The sequence below is a fragment of the Variovorax sp. 01N429 genome, from assembly GCF_056399425.1.
The window spans coordinates 58,849-79,989 of sequence record NZ_JBFTRG010000014.1 but is presented as its reverse complement, the minus strand read 5'-3'; the positions used below and the strand labels follow the sequence as shown (position 1 = coordinate 79,989).

Below are 21,141 nucleotides of genomic sequence, written 5' to 3'. Positions count from 1 at the left end.
GACCCATGTTCTCGCCCACAGCCGCCCGCACTGTGGGCGAGCCCGCCTGGCGCTTGTAGGAGTGGTCGACAGCGGCTCTGCGGCTAACGAGGCAATGCGTACGCGATGACGCTGTCTCCGGCCTTCGTGCCGAGCGAACCATGCCCGCCTGCGACCACCAGCAGGTATTGGCGGCCGTCCGCGCCCGAATAGGTCATGGGCGTTGCCTGACCCCCAGCGGGCAACCGGCTGCGCCAGAGTTCCCGACCGTCCGTCATGTCGTAGGCCCGGACGTAGTTGTCCAGCGTGCCGGAGAGGAAGGCGACCCCGCCTGCCGTCACAACAGGACCGCCAAGGTTGGGCACGCCCATCCTGAAAGGCAAGGGCACAGGCGCCAGATCCCGCACGGTGCCGTTGCGGTGCTTCCAGAGGACCTTCGCCTGATCGAAATCGACGCCAGCAACATAGCCCCACGGCGGCGCTTGGCACGGAATGCCCAGCGGACTCACGAACGCGGAGAGCTTCACCGCGAACGGCGCACCGAAGTTCTCGCCAAGTGCGGGAAGACTGCCCTTCGGACGCTCCTTGCCCTGCACCAGCAGGGACGTTTCGTCTGTGCGCGGCACGAGGCGCGAGACGAAGGCCAGGTAGGTCGGCGTCGTGAAGCCCATGCGGCGCACGGGATCCACCGCAATGCCGCCCCAATTGAACACGCCGAAGTTGCCTGGATAGACCAGCGTGCCGCGCGTGGAGGGCGGCGTGAAGCGGCCTTCGTAGCGCAGGCGATGAAACGCGATGCGGCAGTAGAGCTGGTCGAACATCGTCGTGCCCCACATGTCCTTGCCCGTCAGCGGCTTCGGGTCGAAGGAGAGGGTGGAGCGGGGCTGGGAAGCCGCCGCCTTGTCGCCGGTCGCGGCACCTTGCGGGGCAGGGGTCTCGGTCACCGGAAAAACCGGCGTGCCCGTGCGGCGGTCGAGAACGAACAATTCGCCTTGCTTCGTGGGCTGTACCAGCGCGGGCACGACGCTGCCGCCCACCTGAAGGTCCACCAGAGTGGGTTGCGCGGGTACGTCGTAGTCCCAGAGGTCGTGGTGCACCGTCTGAAAGCTCCACCGCACACGCCCGGTCGCAAGCTCCAACGCGACCACGGCCGACGAGAAGCGCTCCACCGCTTCGCTGCGCTGGCCTCCCCACTGGTCCGGCGGCTGATTGCCCATCGGCACGTAGACCAGTCCCAAGCCTTCGTCCACGCTGGAGATGGACCAACTGTTCGGCGAATTCGCGGTGTAGCTTTCGCCAGCCGCAATCGGCGCCGTCGCTTCGGGCTTGGCCGAATCCCAGTTCCAGACGAGGGCGCCGGTGTTGATGTCGAAAGCGCGGATCACGCCCGACTGTTCGTTCGTCGAGACGTTGTCCAGCACCGTTCCGCCGACGATGACGAGCTTGCGCGTCACCACGACGGGCGACGTCGAGTAGTAGGCACCGGGCTGCCGGTTGGGCATGTGAGCCCACAGGTCGATCTGGCCCGTTCCGCCACCGAAACTCGCGCAGGGCGTACCGGTATCCGGATTGAGCGCCAGCAGCCTGCCATCCGCGGTCGGCATGAAGAGCTTGCCAGGACAGGCGCCTGCCGCCGCATTGCCGGCCGCAGCATTGGCGGCCGCCGCTTCGGGTGGCTGGTACGACAGGCCTCGGCAAGTCAGATGCTGAAGCGCGAGGTGGCCCTCGATGGCGACCTTCGGGTCGAAGCGCCAGACCTCCGCACCCGTGGTGGCGTCGAGCGCCAGGACGCGTTGATGTGGCGTACACAGGATGAGGCGATTGCCGATCTTCAGCGGCGTGACTTCGAAGGTCGTCTCCTCGGGGTCGCCGGGCCGGCCACGCACGTCGCCGGTGTGCATCTGCCACGCGATCTGGAGCTTGTCCACATTGGCAGGCGTGAGTTGATCAAGCGGCGAGTAGCGCTGCCCGAATGCGGTGCGGCCATAGGCATGCCACTCTCCCGAAGGCAGATTGGCATCCGCTTGCGCAGCAGCCGAGGACGCAGGCCGCGATGCGATGCGGCCAGTGATGTCGTGCGGGTCATGAAACCACGATGCAACGGCGACCACCGCAAAGACAGCCAGAACGGCGGTGAGGGCCAGCCCCGTGCCTCGCCAGGGCGACACCCGGGATGATGGCGTTCGCCAGCCCAGCCCGCGCGTGACCCATGGCGTCAACAGCAGGAGCCCGAGGACGAACAGCATGTCCATCCGTGCTGCGAGCGGCCACCAGTCCAGACCTGTCTCCCACAGCGACCAGATCAAGGTGGCGGCCACGATCAACGCATAGAGCCACAGGGCCTCTTGCGCCCTGCGCACCAGCAGTACGCCTGAAAGCACGAGGCCGATGCCTGCGAGCACGTAGTAGAGGCTGCCGCCAAGCGTGGCCAGCCATACGCCGGCCGCGCCAACCACCAGACCGATCAGGAGCAGCAAGCTGCCGAGGATATTCGTACCGCTCCACCAGCGGTGCGTGCGCTTCTTATCGTTCATCAAGATCTCCTCGCGGGAGTCTTCGAATGGCACGATGCGCTCGCTGTCAGGTGCGGCCCCGCTAGGGTGTAGGAGACCGGCGGCGCGCACGCCGGTCCCGGCGCCTTACCTTTGGTAGTAGCTCTGCAGGTTGCGGCGGTATTTGTCCGGTGACTCGACCCACATGACGGAGGCCGCGATCGTCGGATTGCCCGCGAAGCTCAGGCTCGTGCTGAGCTGGCCCGATGCGTTCGGCGACGCCGCCTTTTCGAGGCTGTCGACTTGCGTCTGAGCGCCGTCCCTGCGCCGCATCTGCACATAGGCTTGCGTGAGCGGATTGAGGTTGCGCGCATTGAAGGCGATGGTCCCGCCCACAGACGAGTCGAAGGCATTGAAGGCGTCGATGGTCGCCTGCTCGATCGCCGGGAACACCGAGCCACCAGCGGCCTCTGCCAGCGTCAGCGGGCGGCGCTCCATCGTGACGCGGTAGATGCCGTCCGATGTGCCGGTGGGGAACGACACCTGCGCGCCGCCGGCGCCATAGGCGGTGAGCGTGTATTGCGCCTTGTCGGGGATGGCGGCAATCTGCGCATCGGTCAGCGCCGAAGCTTGCGCGCCTGCACAGGTGGAGGCCACCATGTAGGTTTCCATGTTGGCGCCGTCGATCATCCAGCGGCCTCCCAGCGCGGGCGGCATGTATCTGAGTCCCGCGGGCGGCAGCCCCGGGCCCTTGACCACGATGTAGGCAATGGCGCCGCCATCGTTGCTCGCGTCCGTATCCTCGATGTTGAATTCGAGGCCGGTGTTCACGCACGGGGTCGAGCCCGGAAGTCCATGATGCACGGCCGTAGTGTTGAACCAGTCCAGGTTGAGCACGCGCTGGTCGCCATGCAGGCGCCATATGCCATCCGTGCCCTTGCGCACCTTCCAGTTGTCGAGCCGGCCGAGTTCCACGCCCTGCGGCGTCTTCACCGAGAACGAAAGGTGTGCGGTGACCTTGCTCGGATCGCTGTAATCGATCTGGCGAATCTCGACGTCGGTGAATGACACGCCGACGAAATCGGAGTTGTTCGTCAGCTCGGCCAGCGAGTCCGCGAGATTCATGTCGTTCCACCGGAAGCCGCTCGTCATGAGGGGCGACAAGGCACCCGAAGAGGGCAGGCCGTTGGCGTACTTGGCCGTGAAATCCTTCAGCACCTGCTTGACCAGTTCCTGGTCACTCGCGCCCGTGGCGACGTTGGTGCTGCTCAAGGCCGCCGGCGAAGTTTCGGCTGCAGCCTTGACGTCCAGCTTGTCGACGACCGCGATGGTGTTGACGACATTCGAAATGGTGGCTGTATTGGCGGCCGTGTCATAGCTGACGCGGATCACGTCCAGCGCCTTGTCAAGCGGGTCGGAAAGCGGCGTGAATGCGGTGTGAAGCAGGTCGATCGCAGTATCGACGCCCAGCGCGCTCAGCACCGGCAACAGCTTCTCCTTGAGCTTCGCGACTTCGGCATCGATCTGCCCCTTGCTCGCCAGCTCGGCTTTGCCGCTCTGCTCGAAGTTGTCGAAGTAGGCTTGCGCAAGCTGCCCGGCGACGTTCGAGACGATCAAGTCCGTCAGTTGCGTGATATTGATGCGCCCGTCGAGATCGGCCGCGGTGGCGATCGAGTGGACGATGGCGGTGGTGCCGTTCACCGAACCCTCGGCACGAAACACGAACGGCGCCGTCATGCCGCTGACGTCGACCGAATAGCTGCCGTTGGTGCCGATCGGTGCGGTGCGCGTCACGCCTTTGGCGTCCTTGACCGTCACGGTGCCCACCAGCGGTGCGCCGACGGCGGCAACGCCCGAGATCTGCGCGCCGGTCTGTGCAACGCCGTTGCCGTTCGTTCCGTTGCTGGTGCCGGTGTTCGTGCCGCCCGTTGCTGCCGTGCCGTTGGTGCCGACCGCCACCGCGCCAAAGCCGCCGCCACTGCCGCCGCCCCCACACGCGGCCAAGCTGGCCACCAGCGCCATGACGGCGCCATGAACGCCCCAACGCCTTGCTGATTTGATCGATTTCAATACCTGCTCCATTCCTGCTCCATTCGCCAAAGTTGTTGTTTGTTGCGGAGAGGAGGCTATCGGCGTGGCTCACTGCCGACATCCTCAGTTCATGGGGTGGGCCCCCCCACATTCGGCGGGGCGATCGTGCGAACATCCACGGAAAGCCGCAAAAGCAACATCGCTCGCCCTGAGATGACCCACCAAGCCCCTGTCCGTGTCGCACTGGTCGAAGACGACCCCGCCATGCGCGAAGCCTTCGAACGCGTGATCCGGGCGGAGCCCAGCCTGCGCTTTGCCTTTGGCGCCTCGACTGCGGGCGAACTGCTGTCGTGGTTTGCGCACAACCCGGTCGACGTGCTGCTCGTCGACCTGGGCCTGCCGGACTGCTCGGGACTGGAGGTCATCCGCCGCTGCCGTGACGTTCAGCCCGCCTGCGCGATGATGGTTCTCACGATCTTCGGCGACGAGGCCAACATGCTCAGCGCCTTCGAAGCCGGCGCCAGCGGCTACCTGCTCAAGGACGGCACCGAAGCCGACCTGGCCATGCACATCCTGAGTCTTCATGGGGGTGGTTCGCCGATGTCGCCGACCATCGCGAGGCAACTGCTCGTGCGCTGGCAAGGCCGTCAGGCCGCCGCGCAGCCGGCGACGGCACCGTCATCGAATGAGTCGCTGTCGCCGCGCGAATCCGAAGTGCTCGCGCTCATCGCTCGCGGCTTCACCTACACCGAGGTGGCGGAACGCCTTGGCATCCTGCTGTCCACCGTGCAGAGCCACGTGCGCAACATCTACGGCAAGCTCGACGTGCACAACAAGGCCGAAGCCCTGTTCGAGGCGCGGCAACTCGGGCTGCTGAACTAGCGGCCGCGCGCATGCTCTTTTGGCCCTCGAACCCGGTGGCGCACGCTTGGCGGCTTGTCGCCCGCTGCCTCTCGGCGCTGACAGTGATCGTCCTTTGCCTTGCGCCGGGAGCCACCTGGGCTGGACCTGACGAACTGGGCGATATCCGCACCTTCGAGAGCGCCGAGGCCGTCCTCGAACCGGAGGGCTTGCCGCCGAGAGAGGGGCCCGTCGATCTCGGTCGCCGCTGGGACGCGGACTTTCCGGGACGCGGCGGTCGCGCCAGCTACCGCATCATGCTGCCGCCGAGGCGCAGCCCCGAGCCGATGGCGCTGCTGTTCTCGCGCGTCGGCAATCAGGTCGACGTGCTTGTCAATGGCAGCGTGATCCGACACTGGGGCACCCTCGGTGATCCGCTGTTCGACGCGGCCAAGACACCAGTGATGGTGACGGTCCCGGCATCGTTGCTGCACAGCGATCGCGAAAACGAATTGCGCGTCGAAGCCACCATCCAGCCGCAGCGCCTGGGGGGCCTCTCGGTGTTCCGCTACGGACCCCAGGCGGCAATCGAGCCGATCTACGACGCGCACCGGCTGCGCCGTGACGTCGCGATGCTCGTCTTCGCTGCGGGCCTTCTCGGCATGGGCGTGTTCACGGGCGTGCTGTGGCTTCGGCAGCGGGAGCCGATGTATGGCTGGTTCAGCCTCGGCGCGGCGCTCGGCTTCATTCGCATCCTCGACCGTGCGTGGCCCGACGTGCCCGTGCCCTGGCCGCTGCTGGGCGCAATGGTGGCGATCTGCTTCATGTCGCACATGGCGCTGATGTGCCGCTTTGCCCTGCTGGCCGTCGAGCCTGCCGCACGCTGGGCCAGCCGGAGCGTCGACATCGCAATCGTGCTCAGCTCGGTGCTCGCCTGCCTGTCTTTCGGCATGCGGCAGCCGTTGCTGCTGACATTGGCACTGTGCTCGATCGTTCCGATGTCCCTGTTGTCGCTGTGGACCGTCATCCGCCGCGCATGGCTTGGCGGCGACCCAAGGCTCCGGGCTTGGCTGATTGCTGCTGCGCTCACGGCTTCGATTGCCGCGGGCCTGCACGACCTCATTGCAATCCGCATCGCGAGCGCGAACGGCTTGCGGACCACCTACGTGCAGCACGCGATGTTCGCGTTCGTGCCAATCATGGGCTGGATCATTGCCGAGCGCTACAGCCGCACGGTGACGAACTTCCACGCGCTCAACGCCAATCTCTCGCGCCGCGTCGACGAGCGAGAGCATCAGCTCAAGGCTGCGTTCGACGCGCTGCGCGAGCAACAGCACCATCAGTCCGTATCGAACGAGCGGCAGCGCATCATGCGCGAGATTCACGACGGCGTCGGATCGCAGTTGGTGGCTCTGCTCAACATGGTCGCCCGCCCCGGCGCCGATGCCGGCGCGTTGCGCGAACACGTCCAGGTGGCTCTCGATGAAATGCGCATGGCCGTCGACTCGCTGCAGCCTGCGAACGACGATCTCGCCACCGTGCTCGCAACGCTGCGCTATCGCCTGCAGCCGCGCCTGGAGGCCGCGGGCATCGCGGTGGTGTGGGAAGTCGCCGAGCTGCCGGAGCTGCGTGAGCTCTCGCCCAACGTCGTCATGCACGTGCAACGCATCCTGCTCGAAGCCTTCACCAATGTGCTCAAACATGCGCGGGCATCGCGCATCGTCGTGCGTGCGCGACTGCGCGAAGACGAGCCTGCCGTCACCCTCCAGATCGAGGACAACGGCGTCGGGCTTCGCCACCCCTCTGCCGGTGCGGCAGAACCGGCAAGACGTCGAGGCGGACGCGGGCTCGACAACATGCGCTCGCGCGCCGCGGCCATCGGCGCTCGGCTGCGTGTGGAGCAGCCTCCTTCAGGGGGCGTTTGCATCACGCTGAATCTCAAGGTCGAGCGCGGCGACTCGGTCTTTTCGGGGCTTTCGAGGCCGATGGAACTGACGTAGCGCCGAAAGCCGATCAGCGTCTTGAGGCCCTAGCCGATTTCAGCACGCCCGTGTGTCCGACCCGAATGGCCAGGCTCGTACAGCGTGCCTTGCGGATGCTTCGGGTCTTCCCATTTCTGCTGCCGATCGACCTGCCTGGCCGACATCTTGTCGGCTACCGAGGGCATGATCTTCGACATGGTCGTGTTCAGAACGGACATGGAGCCGACCTTGATATCGCGCCCGCCCTCCGTCGCCGCCTTGAGAATCGCGCGTGCGACATCCTCCGGATCGATCATCGGATCCGGCAGCTTCGGCTCCTGGTCCATGTAGTTCCTGGCGTGCTCCGGGTAGGGCGTGTTCACCGCGGTGGGCTGGATGAGCGTGATGCTCACGGGGCTTTTGTCGACGTCTTCGATCTCGGCCCTCAGCGCATCGGTGAACCCCTTCACCGCGTGCTTGGACGCGGAATACATGCCCTGCAGCGGAATGACGGCGTCCGATGCCTCGCTGCCGAGATTGATGAGCGCGCCGCCTTCGCGCTTCAGATGCGGCAAGGCAATCAAAGAGCCGTTCACGACGCCCCAGAAATTGATGTCGAACATTCGGCGGCTGTCCTTTTCGTCGACCTGGTCGAGGCGTCCGAAGATCGAGACGCCGGCATTGTTGATCCAGGTGTCGATGCGGCCGAAGGTGTCGATCGCCACGCGCGGCACTTCTTCGAGCTGCCGGCGATCGGAAACGTCAGCAGCGACCACCACCGCCCGCCGCTTGCCGTCGATCGCGTTCCCGTTGAGCTCCGCCGCGAGTCGATCCAGCACTTCGGTACTTCGGGCGACGAGCACCAGGCACGCGCCGCGTTCTGCTGCCTGACGGGCGGTGCATAGGCCGATCCCGCTGGAAGCTCCGGTCAACACGACGACCTGCCGGTCGAGAGGCTTGAGATGAACTGACATCGGTTCTCCTGATTGAAAGCTGTGGAGAGCCAATGTTTTCTGCCGTTTGCGATGCGCGTGCCGTCACGGACACCGCGGGTCTGCGTAGGACGTCATTGATGAGCACGGTCGTTTCAGCAGCAGAATCCGAAGTCGCTTGTTCTGTGATCCGCGTGGACGCAGTGTGCGAGAGCCAGCGCAGCGACGTCAAATCATTCCGCCATGTCCAGGTAGCCCTTCGAACGCATCCACTCGCTGTTAAACATCTTTCCAAGGTACCGAGTGCCGTGATCATGAAAAATCACGACGACCACATCGTCCTTCGTGAGCTTGTGCGAACACTGCAACAGACCCGCCATGGCGGCGCCCGATGAATTGCCCGCGAAGATGCCTTCCTTCAGTGCCACCTCACGAGTCATGAGCGCCGCATCCCTGTCTGTGACCTTCTCGAAGTGGTCGATGACAGAGAAGTCCACATTTGCCGGTACGAAGTCCTCGCCAATGCCTTCGGTCACGTACGGGTAGATCTCATTCTTGTCAATACAGCCAGTGTCCTTGTACTTTTTAAGCACGGAACCGTAGGTGTCAATACCCCATACTTTTATGCGGGGGTTCCTCTCTTTCAGGTACCTTCCCGTTCCCGATATGGTTCCTCCAGTCCCGACGCCCACTACCAAGTGAGTTACTTGCCCCTCAGTCTGCTCCCAGATCTCGGGGCCCGTCGTTTCGTAGTGCGCGAGAGAGTTACTGGGATTGTCGTATTGGTTCGGCTTCCATGCGTTGGGAATGTCCTTCTCCAACTGAGCGGAAACCGAGTAATAAGACCTGGGGTCTTCCGGCGCGACGTCGGTCGGGCATACGATAACTGTTGCGCCCAGGGCCTCAAGGGCGTTCACCTTCTCCTTCGACTGTTTGTCGGTGGTGGTGAAGACGCACTTGTAACCCTTGATGATTGCCGCGATCGCTAACCCCATCCCAGTATTGCCACTTGTGCCCTCGATAATCGTTCCTCCTGGTCTCAAGCAGCCAGACCGCTCCGCGTCCTCTACCATCCTGAGAGCCATTCGGTCCTTGGTCGAATGACCAGGATTAAAGGTCTCCACTTTTGCCAGCACGGTGGCAGGGATGTGTTCGGTTAGCCTGTTTATTCGAACCATCGGGGTGTTTCCGATAGTCTCGAGAATGTTCTTTTTCCACATCGTTGTTTCTCCGTCGCCCGATAGCGATTTCAGTGATTCCCAAACTCGAATATGCCGTCAAGTTCGATGAGCCGAAATGCATCGACGTCATTCAACACTTGCTGCTTGCGCTCATGGGAAAGCATAAGAATCCCGGGCTGGGTATCAAGGCTTCTTGACACATGAACCGCCGAACCTATTTGGGGAAGCCCAACTAGGCACTTGAACGAAGGCAAAGCGCTGATGCGTTCCATGTTCCTGTAATTCTTGAGGATGCCCGAGCGTCTGCTGATAAGCGAAACCGATACCACATGCTTGCAACTGTGGCGGTCAAAGTAAGACTCCGCCAAGCCGCGGTTTAGATAGGAATCGACCGAAGCGCTCACATGAGAATAGCCTTGTGCATCGTTCATCACTTCGTGCTGAATGCCACCGGCTGGCCTCGCACCTACTTCGATGAGCGTTGGAACACCATCGTTGACCATAAGCTCTACGTGACAAGGCCCAAACCGAATTCCCAAAGCATCCAGTACCGACCTTGTGTACTCGATCAATGTCTCTTCGAGTAGGCCGCGCTCCTGCAGAAGTAACTCATAGTCGTAGAGGTAGGTCGAGCCCGCGTCTTCTCGATTGTCCTCCCATATCTCGGCGACGGCGTGCTGACCGTCATAGCTGACCGTATTGACGATGTACTGCTGGCCAACCAACAGTTGTTGGATCAAGACGCTTTCATTGATCGATCCGAAGATATTGCGTGCTCGATGGATGCGATGAAACGCCGACACCAGTTCTGCGTTCGTCTTGCAGATGTAGACACCGTCCGATCCCGCGCTCTCACAAGGCTTGACAACCGCGGGAAGACCCAACTCTTCACTGATGCCTTCCAGCTCTTCCAGACTCCCTACGCGAAACGTTCTTGCTGCCTTGACGCCACAGGCGCGAAGTGACTCGACCATGTCGAACTTGTCTCTTCGTGAGGAACTCTTGGAGCGTCCGTTAGTTGGCGTTCCAAGGTCCTCAGACAACTGATCCGCCAGTGCGACTCCTGTCTCACAGCCCGGCACCACGAATGACAGGTTATCGATCGATTTCAGTTCATATAGCAGTTTCGCGTAGTCACCCGCGTAGACGAAGTTTGCCTTGTAGTGTTGCGCGCAGAAGCTCTTTCGCAGGTATTCGGTCTGGTTTTCCGTGCTCTGCACGTGATAGACGTTGAGACCCCTTTCGCTCAGAAGCGTTACGTATTGCTTGCCGCTGCCGTAGCCGTCCACGATCAGCCATGAGCCGGACTTGTTTCGAGGATCTTGGTTCATAGTGAGTTGTTCCGAAGTAACCGAAGTGCGTGTTGTCGATGCTGAATCAGAATGTGACTCACCGCTATGCCTGCGACAGTCACCGACATGAGAACCGTGTCGAGCTCGATGGATGCGTCTCCAATCAGGAGGGCATATAACCCCAGACTGAAAGCCGGTGAGGTGGCGATCAGCAGCGCGGTCAGTACAGGCTCGCACCTTTCTATGCCCTTTTGCAGCAGCCAAAGGGTCAGGATCGTTCCCGCGCTGGTCGCAAGCAGTAGTACCTGGTAGTTGCGACTAGCCACATCCAGCAGTTCCGCGGCTGGCGACGACATGCAGAACGCGACGACGAGCAAGATGTAGAAGCGATGTGCCATGATCCTGCGTGCAGGGACTTCCAAGTCCGCCAGTCGCTTTGACACAACTGTTGTGGCGGCAATGGAAAAGGAGCACATCGCTACTAGAGCAAGGCCTGTTGCCGCTTGGGTGCCTTGTAGCGAGAGAACGTTAGAGAACGCCCAGGCCACTGCGCAAGAGAACAGCAGGACGGCGGACAGCCAATCGGCGCTTGATGTCGCACTGGCTGAGCGCAGCAACCGATTGACGATCCAGGTCGCCAGGGGAATGATGCCCGCATACAGTGCGACCACCGTGGGCGCCGTAAGGTATTTCAAAGAGAGATACCACCCCAGCCAATTGCTCGCAGTGGCCAAGTTCAACCAAACGATGTTGGCCTTGAATCCCGACGTCTCTGCAGACGGAACGTTGGGGCCTTTCACGAGGTTGGTGACAGCGTAGAACAGAGCGGTGAGACTGAAAACAATGAGCAGATAATCAAACGGATTCTCGACCTTGATATGCTGCTCAAGATAAATGTCTCGTATATCGGAGATCAAGACGAAGCCCAGTACGCAAAGCACGCCCGTCAAGAGGCGATAGCGCGCGCTATCCATAGATGTCCTGCATACTTCCGTGGTCAACGGAGTTGAACCGCTCCGACTCGGCCGCGTAAGTGAAGCAGATAACCTTTCGGGTATCGGCTCGCAGCATGGGTGAGACTCGATGCATCACTCTTTTCCCAAGAAGTACGTACGCGGAACCCGAATCTAGAGCTAAGGACCGCACGGGCTTCTTGCGCAGATAGTCCTCCACCCGGGCGGCATCTTTATCCCAGCATGTTCGGTCGACGCACTCGACCTGAGCCCCATTTTCCCGTTGCGGCGCAGTTAGCACTAGTACGACCGAATAGCTGTAGTCGTCCCAATGCCATCCATGGGTGTCACCTTCCTGGTTCATGCGATTGACAACTGCTTGCTCAGGCTCATAGGGCGCCACAATGACCGCGCTTTGCGCCAATTTTTCGAAGAACAAGATGACATCCCGATCGAAGTAAAGCTTCTTGATCAGGCTGGAATTCTTGAAGACATCATTTCGGCCAACGCTTACATACCTCCTCGGCGTGTTGCCGGTCGAGCGAACTTGTACGTCAATCCGTCTGCCGAAGGAATCCAGCAGATCATCGGCCTGCTGATTCAGCTCGGAAAGGAGCGTTGACGGCAGAAAGTCATGCAGTTGAACGACGCCGTTCACCTTCAAGGCAAGACCGAGCGAGTCCGTGTCGTATTGAGCGAGATGGGTAGCCATGTCGGCGAGGTCGAGAATGGCGTTTGCTGTCGGCATATTTTTTCCGTTGAGGAGTGAGGTAGTGGCCGGGCTGGCGGGCATTAGCAAGACGCGATGCTTTGGCCTACCTTCAGGACGGCGCCGCGGGTGCCCACCTGCGCGCCGGTATCGCGAACCTGGATGGTGAAATCTCGGATAACGCCGGGTTGAAACAACAGGCAGATGCTGCTTCCGCCATAGCTGAAGTGGCCGATCTCATCGCCTTTTTCAAGCCGTTGCCCAACCTGAACGGACATCCGAATAGACGACACTTCCGAAATGCCGACGGCAACAAGGCAGACCATGCCAATGGCAAGACTGTCACTCTCAAGAAACACGAGCGCCCGCGTATTGACGCAGCTCATGTACGCCTGTGAGTAGGTGCCTGCGGTCAGATCCTCGCCGACCGATTCAGCGTTGCTGAACATCAAGCCTTCGATGTGGACGATCTTCTTGATGCATCCTGCAACGGGGGACCAGAAGCGGTGATAGTTGCGTCCATCTAAGAAGCTTTGATAGACGGTCCCGCCCACAAACAGCCGGAACAGCGGGTCGCCGGCCAACATGTGTTCAAGAGAGTAGGGCTGGCTCTTGATCCAAAAACGGTCAGCGCGCTTGATCTCGTGAACCACCTTGTACAAGGTACCGTCATTCGGAGAAACAATGATCCGAGAGTTTTCAGGCTCCGCAATTGGGCGGAATTCGCGCCTGATTTGCCTATGAAAGAAGGCATTGAAGGAGCCAAATCCGCAGTGGGGCGCCGTCGAATCTGGGATCAGACATTCATTTAGTTGGTGATGTGCCCATGAGGGGGCGGACAACCATCCACCTTCCTCAGTGTGAAGCACGTCTCTGGATTGCGGCGAATCGAGGTGGAGGCACCAACTCTGGAGAATGACCCTGAGGCAGGTGTTGAACCCGTCCATACGAAACAGAGCTTGCCCGGCGGGTGTCATCATCATGCGCACGAACAGCGTGGAGACGGGGAAGAAGTTTGCTCGCCGAGGGTCTGCGTGGAACGACGGTGCGCGGGTCGACAGTAACTGCAGCGCGCTCAGCAGCTCCGGGATGGTGCTCACCACGCGATACGGACTCGGAACTTGCTCCAGCATCTCAATGGCGTACATGCGCGTGATCGCATCGCGCCGAAGCAGATGATCCAGCGCCCGTATCGGCGTAGAGCATTCATCCGGATCCACGTATTCACGGTGCACCTCTTTGCCGACGTCCAGAAGGAATGCATCGACCTGTGCTCGCTCGTGCGGAGCGAACCCCGGAAAGACAGATTCTGTTTCGGTCATACGTTTCTCATCCCTTTCGTTTCTTGTCCTGTCCACGCGACCATTGCGCGTAAATGGGCGGGCATCGATGTGCTTCGATTGATGACGCTGTCGCCGTTGATGCGGATGCCGTTTTGGGTCACAAGGTCGAACCGGTACTCGGATCCGACAATGCCGACTCGCATTTCTATGTCCTCCTTGGCCAGTGTCGAGATTCGAAAGGCTCGTCGGCTATGAGAGAACTCTGAAATTGCAATGGCGAAGAGCGTTAGGGAGACGCTGATTCATTCATCGTCGCGTCGACGCAGCGCATTGCGCTCACTGTCGGCGGGCAGGACTATGACCATCAACTGCCCGGACCGCTGGTGCCGAAAGCGCCGCCGCCATACGGCGGCATACGACAGACTGGCTGCGCCATCAACGTTCATGAAGAGCAAGGCGACCGGCCGCTAGAAATGATGGGCGGGGCCACAACGATCCACACGCGTGCGGAGCACGCTTCGTTCGTGCTGCCGCCTATCGTCCCGGCCAAATGATTCGGGACTGATGCATGCGGTGGCAGGGACCGCTGCGATGAACTCGCCGACCGCGCGAAGCTTCGGGGCCGCTTCGACTCAGCCGTGCCCCAGCTCGCTGCGGCGCTCCATCAACAGGTCGCGGAACTTCTGCGCTGCCGGGGACAGCGAACGGTCGGCATGGAAGACCAGCACCACTTCGCGTTTGACCACAGGCCGCACGATCGGGCGCATGGTGAGACCCAGCGCATCGACCACGCGCCGCATCGAGGTGGTGAGTACGCCCACGCCCAGCCCGCCTTCGACCATTCCGAGGATGGTCATGGGCAGCGAGACTTCATAGGTGAAGGGCAGGGACACGCCGTCGCGTGCCAGCGCAAAGTCCATCTGCTCGCGCACCGGGTTGCCGGGACGCGGACCGATAAGCGGCACCCTGCGCAGCTCTTTCCAGGTGATTTCCTCGGCGCGCGCCAGTGGATGGTCCGTCGGGAGGATGGCGTGGAAGGTCTCCGACCACAGCAGGCGCATGCCCAGGTCATGGCGCGCGCCGAACGCAGTGCCCAGGCCGAAATCCACATCACCGGCGCGGACCATGTTGAGCACTTCTTCCTGCACCACGTCGTGCATCACGACCCGCACGCCAGGATTGCGATCGCAGAACTCCCGGATCAGGCGCGGCATGACCAGTGCCGCCTGCACCGATGAAACTGCCAGCGAGACACGGCCGCGCCCCAGTGTCTTGAGCTGAGCGGAGCTGCCAATCACGCTGTCGAGGTCGGCCACGGCCTTGCGTGCGAGCGGAAGAATCTCGGCGCCGGCATCGGTGAGGCGCAGCATCCGCGTGTGCCGGTCGAACAGGCGCAGCTCCAGGTTGGCTTCGAGTTCACGCACGAGCGTGCTCACCGTGGATTGCGTGAGATTGAGCGCGTCCCCCGCGCGGGTGAAATGCTGCGCCTCGGCAACCGCGATGAAGGCGCGCAACTGGCGCAGGGTGACGTTCATGGATTCATGGAGTAGTTCAATGAATATATAAGGATTCGGCCATTTATCAAATGATTTGGGCCTGCCACTATGCGTCGCATGCCCGTGGCGGAAAAGGCTTCGCCGGGTTGGTGTTCCGCGTTCTCAGGAGCCCACGATGTCCAAGTCTCGCCAGGCGTCACTGCGCAGCCAGCCAGTCGCACAGCATCTCAAGCTGTGCCCGCTCCGCCGCCAACTCCGCCGCCTGCAACTGCGCCCTGACAGCGTCCCGGCGATCCGCATCGGCTTTCACGGATTTCATCGCCCGGTGCAGCGCACGCAGCGGCTGCACGATTTGCTCACGCCATGTGCGCACCAGGGCCTCCGCTTCGCGCAATGCGGGCTCATCCAACGCTTGGCCCCGGTCGGCGGCCCAGCAGCAGAAGAGGTGCAGCACCACGTCCAGACCTTCCTCGTCCTGGCGCCGCAGCAGCTCCCGCGCCGCACGGGGCTGGGCGTAGGCGCGGACGATGTAATCCCAGGCGTCGTCATGGATCATGGCGCTCGCGAGTATGCGGCAGCCTGACCGCATGAACAGCCGGGCATCCGCCATGACCACGCCACGCCGACTCATCGTCGCCATCACGGGCGCATCGGGATTCGTCTACGGCCACCGCTTGCTGCAACTGCTGCAGCCGCTGGACATCGAGGTGCACCTGATCGTCAGCCGCGCAGCACAACTCACGATGGCGTGCGAGGCCCAACTGCATCTCTCGGACGTCACCGCACTGGCGGAAAAGGTTCACAAGAACGAAGACATCGGCGCCTGCGTGGCCAGCGGGTCCTACCGCACGCTGGGCATGATCGTGGCGCCATGCTCGATGAAAACGCTGGCCGAGATCGCCTCGGGCACCGGCGGCACGCTGGTCGCCCGCGCGGCCGACGTGATGCTCAAGGAGCGTCGGCGCCTGGTGCTGCTGGCGCGCGAGACGCCGCTCACGCTGGTGCACCTGCGAAACATGACGACGGTCACCGAGATGGGCGCCATCGTCGCGCCGCCGGTGCCGGCCTTCTACGCGCAACCGCGCGACCTCGAGCAGATGGTGGACCACACGCTGGGCCGCGTGCTCGACCTGTTCGACATCGACGTCGGCGCAGTCAGGCGCTGGACGGGGCCCGCTTCGGGGCGTTCCTTCGACGAAGCAAATTCAACCTCCTCTTGACCATGAAGTACTTCGACTATGCGGAGCCCGCCACGCTGCATGAGGCCGTGGGCCTGTTGCATGCTGCCGGCGGCCAGGCGAGCCTGATGGCGGGTGGCACCGACCTGATGGTGCAGATGAAGGAGCACGTGCGCTCGCCAGCGCGCGTCATCAACATCAAGAAGATCCCGGGCATGGACGACTTCGGATTCGATCCGAAGTCGGGATTGACGCTGGGCGCGCTGGTCACGGTGCGCCAGGTCGAGACCGCGCCCGTCACGCTGCAGCACTACGCCAGCCTCGCAAAGGCCAGCACCGACTTTGCATCCATCCAGGTGCGCAACCGCGCCACGGTGGTAGGCAATGTGTGCCGCGCCTCGCCCTCGGCCGACACGCTGCCGCCGCTGATTGCCGACGGCGCCGTGCTGCGCATCGAAGGTCCTGCAGGCAGGCGCGAATGCCGCGTCGAGGACTTCTGCATCGGCCCCGGCCGTACCGCGCTCGGAGCAGGCGAGATCGTGACGCACATCCTCATTCCCGCTCCACCGCCGGGCACCGGCAAGGTCTACATCAAGCACGGCCGGCGCGCGCAGATGGAGCTGGCCACCGTGGGTGTCGCTGTCACCCTGACCCTGCAGGACGCCACCTGCACTGGCATCGCCATCGTATTGGCCGCTGTGGCGCCCACGCCGCTGCGAGCGGTTCGGGCCGAGGCGCTGCTGCGCGGCCAGCCGCTGACCACCGAACGGATCGCCGCCGCCGCGCATGCAGCCAGCGAGGAGGCACGCCCCATCGGGGACGTGCGCGGCAGTGCCGATTACCGGCGCGAGATGGTGCGCGTGCTCAGCCGCCGTGCGATCGAACAAGCCGTCGAGGAGCTCGCATGAAAAGCATCGTGACATTCACCGTCAATGGCGAGGAGCGCGAGATTGCGGTCGAGCCGAACCGCAGCCTGCTGGACGCGCTGCGTTGCGAGACGGGTTTGACCGGCACCAAGAAGGGCTGCGACGTCGGCGAGTGCGGCTCCTGCACCGTCGTGATGAACGGCAAGCCGGTCAACTCCTGCCTGGTGCTGGCACTGGAGGCGCAGGGCGCCACGCTCACCACCATTGAAGGCGTGCAGTGCTCGGCCGACACACTGCATCCGCTGCAGGAGAACTTCATGCGCTGCGGGGCGGCGCAATGCGGCTTCTGCACGCCGGGAATCATCATGGCGGCCAAGGCGCTGCTGGACGAGAACCCGGCGCCCACCACCGACGAGATCCGATTCGCGATCGCCGGCAACATCTGCCGCTGCACCGGCTACACCAAGATCATCCAGGCCATTGCCGAGACGGCGCAGGGGGTGCGGTCATGAACAAGCCCACTGTCGAGCATGGCGTCGTCGGTCGCAGCGTCAAGCGCACCGATCTGCTGGGCAAGGTGACCGGCGAGGCCAAATATGCGGGCGACTTCTCCTGGCCCGGCATGCTTTACGGGCGCATCAAGCGCTCCAACGTGGCGCATGCGCGCATCGTGCGCATCGACACGAGCCGTGCGCTGGCGCTGCCGGGCGTGAAGGCGGTGCTCACGCATGAGAACGTGCCGCGCGTGCTGCATGCGGGCTCGCCCCACCCGCGTTCGGCTTCGGTCACCTGCGACCAGTACATCCTGGACGATCGCGTTCGCTACTGGGGAGAGGGCGTGGCGGCAGTGGCTGCGACCACCGAGGAGATCGCCGAGGCCGCGCTCGATCTGATCGAGGTGGAGTACGAGGACTTGCCGGCGGTGTTCGATGTGCAGGAGGCGCAGCGCCCCGAATCGCCCGCCATTCACGACCGCGGCTTCGGGCACAACCTGGTGCTAGCTCCGCAGGTGTTCGAGCGCGGAGACGTGGCGCAAGGTTTTGCCGAAGCCGACTTCGTGATCGAAGGCGAATACGAAGGAGGCCGCCCAACGCCAGCCTACATGGAGCCCAACGTCTGCGCCTGCCAATGGGACGGCAACGGCAATCTCACCGTGTGGATCTCCACACAGACCGCCTTCATGGTGCGCGGCATCATGGCCGAGGTGCTGGGCCTGCCGCTGTCCAAGGTGCGCGTGCTGGTGGATCACATGGGCGGCGGCTTCGGCGCCAAGCAGGACTTGTTTCAGCACGAGTTTCTCTGCGCGCTGCTCGCGAAAGCGACGCGCCGACCGGTGCGCATGGAGTTCACGCGCGAAGAGACCTTCCTGGGCGGTCGTTCGCGCCACCCGATGCGCATCTGGCTGAAGCAGGGCTTTCGCAAGGACGGCACGATCACCGCACGCCAGGCCCGCCTGGTCTACAACTCCGGCGCCTATGGCTCGCATGGGCCCGGTGTCACCATCGTCGGCACGTCATCGCTGGTGTCGCTGTATCGCTGCGCCAATGTGCATCTCGAAGGACGCTGCGTCTACACCAACAGCCCGATCGCCGGCGCGTTTCGCGGCTACGGCGTGGTACAGGCCTACTACGCGCTGGACATCCAGATGGATGAAGCAGCCGAAGCCCTGGACATGGACCCGGCCGAGCTGAAGCTGAAGAACGCAGTCGGGGAGGGCGACATCGCTCCGTCCAACCACGCGCTGATCGGCCACGGGCTGGAGGACTGCATCCGACACGGACGCGAGCGCGTCGGCTGGCCCGCAGTGCGCCGCCATGCCCGCGACAAGGGCGTGCTCAAGACGGGCTGGGGCATCGGCTGCGAAATGCACGGCAGCAGTGCCTATCCCGGCATCAAGGAGCAGGGCAACGCGATCGTCAAGATGAACGAGGACGGCACGGTGGTGCTGCTGACGGGCACGGCAGGTCTGGGGACCGGCGCGCACACGGCTCTGTCGCAGATCGTCGCAGAAGAGCTGGGCGTGTCCTTCGACCGTGTGAGTTGTGTGCATGGGGACACCGACGTCGTGCCCTGGGACATCGGCGCCTTCGCGAGCCACACGACCTACATGGGCGGACGCGCCGCGCAGATGGCCGCTGCGAAGGTGAAGACCGAACTTCTGGAGCGTGCCGCCACGCTGATGCAAGTGGCGGAATCGGCAGCCGACGAACTGGAGGTGCGTGACGACCACGTGTTCGTGCGCAGTCACCCGGACCGTCGCATGAGCATCAAGGACGTGGTGGGCCCTCGCAAGGGAATCCCTGCAGCGCAGTTCGTCGGCAGCGCCACCTACCACCCGACCAAGTCCTATTCCTTCGCCGCGCATTTCGTGGAGGTCGAAGTCGACACCGAGACCGGACGCATCGGCGTGCGCCGCGTGGTGCCCGTGCACGAGATCGGCAAGGTCATCCACCCTGTGGGCGCGGCCGGGCAGATCGAGGGCGGAATCCAGCAGGGCATCGGCCATGCGCTGTACGAGGACTACCAGATCGACATGAAGACAGGCCGCTCGCTGAACGCCAACTTCGTCGACTACAAGATGCCGCTGTCGATGGACATGCCGCCGATCGAGACCGTGCTGCTCGAAACCGCGCCCGACCCGGGCGGCCCGTTCGGCGCCAAGGGCGTGGGCGAAGACCCGATCGTCGCCATCGGGCCAGCCATCGCGAACGCCATCTACGACGCCATTGGCGTGCGCTTTCGCCATTACCCCATCAAGCCCGAACAGGTGCTGCAGGCGCTGCGCGAGAAGCAGCAGATCCAAACCGAAGAAGGAGTGTCCGCATGACCACCCCCGTCCAACGCCCGGTGCCCGTCACCATCCTCACGGGCTTTCTGGGAGCCGGCAAGACCACGCTGCTCAACCACATCCTGACCGAGCGCCACGGCCATCGCATCGCGGTGATCGAGAACGAGTTCGGCGAAGTCGACGTGGACTCCGACCTCGTGCTGGCTTCGGAAGAAGAGATCTTCCAGGTAGCCAACGGTTGCATCTGCTGCGTCGTCGACGTGCGCAACGACCTCGTCAAGATCCTTCAGAAGCTGCTGGAACGCAAGGATCAGTTCGACCACATCCTGGTCGAGACCAGCGGCCTCGCCGATCCGACGCCGGTGGCCGCGACCTTCTTCATGGACAACGAAGTCGCGAAGAAGGTGGTGCTCGACGGCGTGGTGGCGCTCGTCGACGCGCTCCACGTGCAGCCGCACCTGGACGACCCGGCGCTTGCCAACCACGACAACCAGGCCGTGACGCAGTTGGTGGTGGCTGACCGGATCCTGCTCAACAAGACCGACCTCGTCGACGCGGCACAGCTGGATGCCCTCGAAGCACGCATTCGCACTCTGAACGGCAGCGCGCCGATCCTGCGCACGGCCCACGCCAACGTGGACCTGTCGCTGATCCTCGGTCTGCAGTCCTTCGAGTCGGACGCGCTGTCGATGACCGATCCGCACTTCATGGAAGAGGCGCACGGGCACGACCATGGACATCACCATGAACATGTCTGCGACGCGCAATGCGAGCACGATCATCTCCCGCATTCACCCACTCACACGCACGACCCATCGGTCAGCTCCGTCTCCTTCACCTTCGATCGCCCCTTCGACGCCGAACGCCTGCAACGCTCGCTGCACGAATTGCTCGCCATCCGCGGCGACGACATCTTTCGCGTGAAGGGGATCCTGCATGTGCAAGGCGACGAGCGTCGCCACGTGCTGCAGGGCGTGCACCGTCTGCTGGAACTCAAGCCTTCGCTGCCGTGGTGGGACGAGACGCCCGCCAGCAAGCTGGTCTTCATCGGCCGGCATCTGCAGGACCAGAAGCTGCGCGCACGCCTGGAGGCCTGCCTGAGCACTGACGACGCCCCACCCGCATCCCGATTCCAAGAGGCGCTGGAAGCCGCCTGAAGC

At 63.1% G+C, this 21,141-nt stretch carries 17 protein-coding genes; 7 read left to right on the top strand and 10 right to left on the bottom strand.

The window, feature by feature from the left end; translation table 11 throughout:
- Nucleotides 1-83 precede the first annotated feature (83 nt).
- Nucleotides 84-2,513, bottom strand: a complete 2,430-nt coding sequence (locus tag AC1DSF_RS22495) for a membrane-bound PQQ-dependent dehydrogenase, glucose/quinate/shikimate family (protein WP_478183467.1) — start codon at nucleotides 2,511-2,513, stop codon at nucleotides 84-86.
- A 105-nt stretch (nucleotides 2,514-2,618) separates the two neighbouring features.
- Nucleotides 2,619-4,541, bottom strand: coding sequence for a hypothetical protein (locus tag AC1DSF_RS22490; protein ID WP_478127796.1), 1,923 nt, complete (start codon nucleotides 4,539-4,541; stop codon nucleotides 2,619-2,621).
- A 174-nt stretch (nucleotides 4,542-4,715) separates the two neighbouring features.
- Here AC1DSF_RS22490 and AC1DSF_RS22485 point away from each other — a divergent pair, with 174 nt between their 5' ends.
- Together AC1DSF_RS22485 and AC1DSF_RS22480 are read left to right on the top strand one after the other, a co-directional pair.
- Nucleotides 4,716-5,384 (top strand): response regulator, encoded by a 669-nt coding sequence (locus AC1DSF_RS22485; RefSeq protein WP_478127797.1) that lies wholly within the window; start codon nucleotides 4,716-4,718, stop codon nucleotides 5,382-5,384.
- 11 nt (nucleotides 5,385-5,395) lie between these two features.
- Nucleotides 5,396-7,342 (top strand): sensor histidine kinase, encoded by a 1,947-nt coding sequence (locus AC1DSF_RS22480; protein WP_478127798.1) that lies wholly within the window; start codon nucleotides 5,396-5,398, stop codon nucleotides 7,340-7,342.
- Nucleotides 7,343-7,371: 29 nt separating this feature from the next.
- Here the strand turns inward: AC1DSF_RS22480 and AC1DSF_RS22475 are convergent, their stop codons facing one another.
- The 8 genes from AC1DSF_RS22475 to AC1DSF_RS22440 form a co-directional block, all read right to left on the bottom strand.
- Nucleotides 7,372-8,277, bottom strand: a complete 906-nt coding sequence (locus tag AC1DSF_RS22475) for an SDR family oxidoreductase (RefSeq protein WP_478127799.1) — start codon at nucleotides 8,275-8,277, stop codon at nucleotides 7,372-7,374.
- Nucleotides 8,278-8,468: 191 nt separating this feature from the next.
- Nucleotides 8,469-9,455: a PLP-dependent cysteine synthase family protein gene (locus AC1DSF_RS22470; protein ID WP_478127800.1), complete on the bottom strand. Its 987-nt coding sequence runs from the start codon at nucleotides 9,453-9,455 to the stop codon at nucleotides 8,469-8,471.
- Nucleotides 9,456-9,484: 29 nt separating this feature from the next.
- Nucleotides 9,485-10,747 carry an ATP-grasp domain-containing protein gene (locus tag AC1DSF_RS22465; RefSeq protein ID WP_478127801.1) on the bottom strand — a complete coding sequence of 421 codons (1,263 nt, stop codon included), beginning with the start codon at nucleotides 10,745-10,747 and terminating at the stop codon, nucleotides 9,485-9,487.
- Nucleotides 10,744-11,682 carry an EamA family transporter gene (locus AC1DSF_RS22460; protein WP_478127802.1) on the bottom strand — a complete coding sequence of 313 codons (939 nt, stop codon included), beginning with the start codon at nucleotides 11,680-11,682 and terminating at the stop codon, nucleotides 10,744-10,746. Before AC1DSF_RS22460 ends, AC1DSF_RS22465 begins: the two co-directional genes overlap by 4 nt.
- Complete coding sequence (locus AC1DSF_RS22455) at nucleotides 11,675-12,409, bottom strand: HalD/BesD family halogenase (protein WP_478127803.1); 735 nt, start codon at nucleotides 12,407-12,409, stop codon at nucleotides 11,675-11,677. Before AC1DSF_RS22455 ends, AC1DSF_RS22460 begins: the two co-directional genes overlap by 8 nt.
- 44 nt (nucleotides 12,410-12,453) lie before the next feature.
- Nucleotides 12,454-13,692 carry a phophatidylserine decarboxylase associated domain-containing protein gene (locus tag AC1DSF_RS22450; RefSeq protein ID WP_478127804.1) on the bottom strand — a complete coding sequence of 413 codons (1,239 nt, stop codon included), beginning with the start codon at nucleotides 13,690-13,692 and terminating at the stop codon, nucleotides 12,454-12,456.
- A gap of 593 nt (nucleotides 13,693-14,285) precedes the next feature.
- Entirely contained in the window at nucleotides 14,286-15,188 is a 903-nt protein-coding gene (locus AC1DSF_RS22445; RefSeq protein ID WP_478127806.1) for a LysR family transcriptional regulator, read from the bottom strand.
- Between the two features lie 157 nt (nucleotides 15,189-15,345).
- Nucleotides 15,346-15,705 carry a TIGR02444 family protein gene (locus AC1DSF_RS22440; RefSeq protein WP_478127807.1) on the bottom strand — a complete coding sequence of 120 codons (360 nt, stop codon included), beginning with the start codon at nucleotides 15,703-15,705 and terminating at the stop codon, nucleotides 15,346-15,348.
- 52 nt (nucleotides 15,706-15,757) lie between these two features.
- On the opposite strand from AC1DSF_RS22440, the gene AC1DSF_RS22435 reads away from it, so the two are divergent.
- The 5 genes from AC1DSF_RS22435 to AC1DSF_RS22415 are packed head-to-tail and all read left to right on the top strand — an operon-like array spanning nucleotide 15,758 to nucleotide 21,138.
- Nucleotides 15,758-16,369: a UbiX family flavin prenyltransferase gene (locus tag AC1DSF_RS22435; protein ID WP_478127808.1), complete on the top strand. Its 612-nt coding sequence runs from the start codon at nucleotides 15,758-15,760 to the stop codon at nucleotides 16,367-16,369.
- Between the two features lie 2 nt (nucleotides 16,370-16,371).
- Entirely contained in the window at nucleotides 16,372-17,235 is an 864-nt protein-coding gene (locus tag AC1DSF_RS22430; protein WP_478127904.1) for an FAD binding domain-containing protein, read from the top strand.
- Nucleotides 17,232-17,705, top strand: a complete 474-nt coding sequence (locus tag AC1DSF_RS22425; RefSeq protein WP_478127809.1) for a (2Fe-2S)-binding protein — start codon at nucleotides 17,232-17,234, stop codon at nucleotides 17,703-17,705. The genes AC1DSF_RS22430 and AC1DSF_RS22425 overlap by 4 nt, the downstream gene beginning before the upstream one ends.
- The gene (locus tag AC1DSF_RS22420; protein ID WP_478183466.1) at nucleotides 17,702-20,020 is read left to right on the top strand and encodes a xanthine dehydrogenase family protein molybdopterin-binding subunit; all 2,319 of its coding nucleotides are present in this window, start codon (nucleotides 17,702-17,704) and stop codon (nucleotides 20,018-20,020) included. The genes AC1DSF_RS22425 and AC1DSF_RS22420 overlap by 4 nt, the downstream gene beginning before the upstream one ends.
- Nucleotides 20,017-21,138, top strand: a complete 1,122-nt coding sequence (locus AC1DSF_RS22415; protein ID WP_478127811.1) for a CobW family GTP-binding protein — start codon at nucleotides 20,017-20,019, stop codon at nucleotides 21,136-21,138. Before AC1DSF_RS22420 ends, AC1DSF_RS22415 begins: the two co-directional genes overlap by 4 nt.
- Nucleotides 21,139-21,141: the final 3 nt, after the last annotated feature.